Genomic DNA, 1,468 nt, shown 5'->3' with positions numbered 1-1,468 from the left:
GCCTGGGCATGCTCACCCCGATACAGTTCGAGAACGCGTCCACCGTGGCATGACAATCCAGAAACGCGACTCCACCGAAGTCGGGGCACACCACTCGGCTACTTGGTTTCTGCCGCAGTGGCTGCGGCTTGTTGGTGACGGTAGTGGATCGCTTCGTACTCTGCGGGTGGGATGTCGCCGCAGGCCGTGTGCAGCCGGCGATGGTTGTACCAGTCGAGGTACTCCAGCGTGGCCAGCTCGACGTCGTCCAGGCCCTTCCACGGCCCGTAGCGGCGGATCAGCTCCGCCTTGAACAACCCGTTGAAGGACTCGGCCAGGGCGTTGTCGTAGGAATCGCCGCGGCTGCCGACGGAGGCGACCGCGCCGGCGTCGGCCAGGCGCTCGGTGTAGCGAATTGATAGATATTGCACTCCGCGGTCGGAGTGATGCACCAGCTCTGACAGGTCGGCGCCGGTGTTGTAGCCGCGGCGCCAGATGGCCATTTCCAAGGCGTCCAATGCCAGGTCGGTGCGCAGATGGGTGGCGGTCTGCCAGCCCACGACCATCCGGGAGTAGACGTCGATGACGAACGCGGCGTACACCCAACCCGACCAGGTACGGATATTGGTGAGGTCGGCGACCCACAGCCGGTTCGGCGCCGCAGCGTGGAAGTCACGCCGGACCAGATCCGCCGGCCGCTCACCTTGGTCGCCGGTGATGGTGGTGCGCCGGGGCCTGCCGCGGACCAGTCCGGCGATGCCGAGGTCGCCCATCAGCCGCTGGATCGTGCACCTGGCGGCCGGCAGGCCCTCGCGGCGGAGTTGGTGGTAGATCTTGCGGGCGCCGTAACAGGAGTAGTTGTCCTGGTAGATACGGATGATCTCGGTTTTGAGGTGCTCATCGCGTACCTCCCGCGCCGATGGTGGACGGTTGCGGGCCGCGTAGTACGTCGATGGCGCGACCTGCAGGACCCGGCAGATCGGCGCGACGCCGAAGCGGTCGCGGTGGACGTCGATGAAGGCGTTCATCTGGGCGGTCGAGGGTCGAGTTCTCTGGCGAAAAAAGCCGACGCCGCCTTCAGGATCTCGTTGGCCCGGCGCAGCTCGCGGATCTCACGCTCCAACTCGGCGATCCGTTTGGCCTCATCGGTGCTGGTACCGGGTCGCTGACCGCCGTCGATCTCTGCCTGCCTGACCCAGTTGCGCAGCGATTCGGATCCGATGCCGAGCTGACGGGCGACGCGGGTGATCACACCGAACGACTCCCCGGACTGCGCGACGGCCTCCTGCACCATCCGCACTGCCCGTTCCTTCAGCTTCGGTGGATAGCGACGCTGGGCGGGGTGCGGGGAAGTGGATCGACCTGACATGGACTCCATCCTTTCCAACCGATGAAGTGGTGTGCCCCGACTTCGGTGGAGTCGCGTTTCTGGATTGTCATGCCACGGTGGACGCGTTCTCGAACTGTATCGGGGTGAGCATGCCCAGGC

1 protein-coding gene and 1 other annotated feature are annotated in these 1,468 nt (G+C 65.7%); the gene reads right to left on the bottom strand.

Features of this window, described 5'->3' with window-relative positions:
- Window positions 1-98 precede the first annotated feature (98 nt).
- A protein-coding gene (locus BLR04_RS39390) for an IS3 family transposase (protein ID WP_090774300.1) occupies window positions 99-1,348 on the bottom strand; the annotation gives its coding sequence in 2 pieces (ribosomal slippage) (window positions 99-1,039 and window positions 1,039-1,348; 1,251 coding nt in all).
- Window positions 933-1,046: a sequence feature (AL1L pseudoknot), on the bottom strand. (Overlaps the previous gene by 114 nt.)
- Window positions 1,349-1,468: the final 120 nt, after the last annotated feature.

It is taken from the genome of Nonomuraea maritima (assembly GCF_900100395.1).
In the GTDB taxonomy this organism is placed as follows: Bacteria; Actinomycetota; Actinomycetes; order Streptosporangiales; family Streptosporangiaceae; genus Nonomuraea; species Nonomuraea maritima.
Note: the sequence above shows the minus strand (reverse complement) of the source record. Positions and strands in the feature narration are given on the sequence as shown.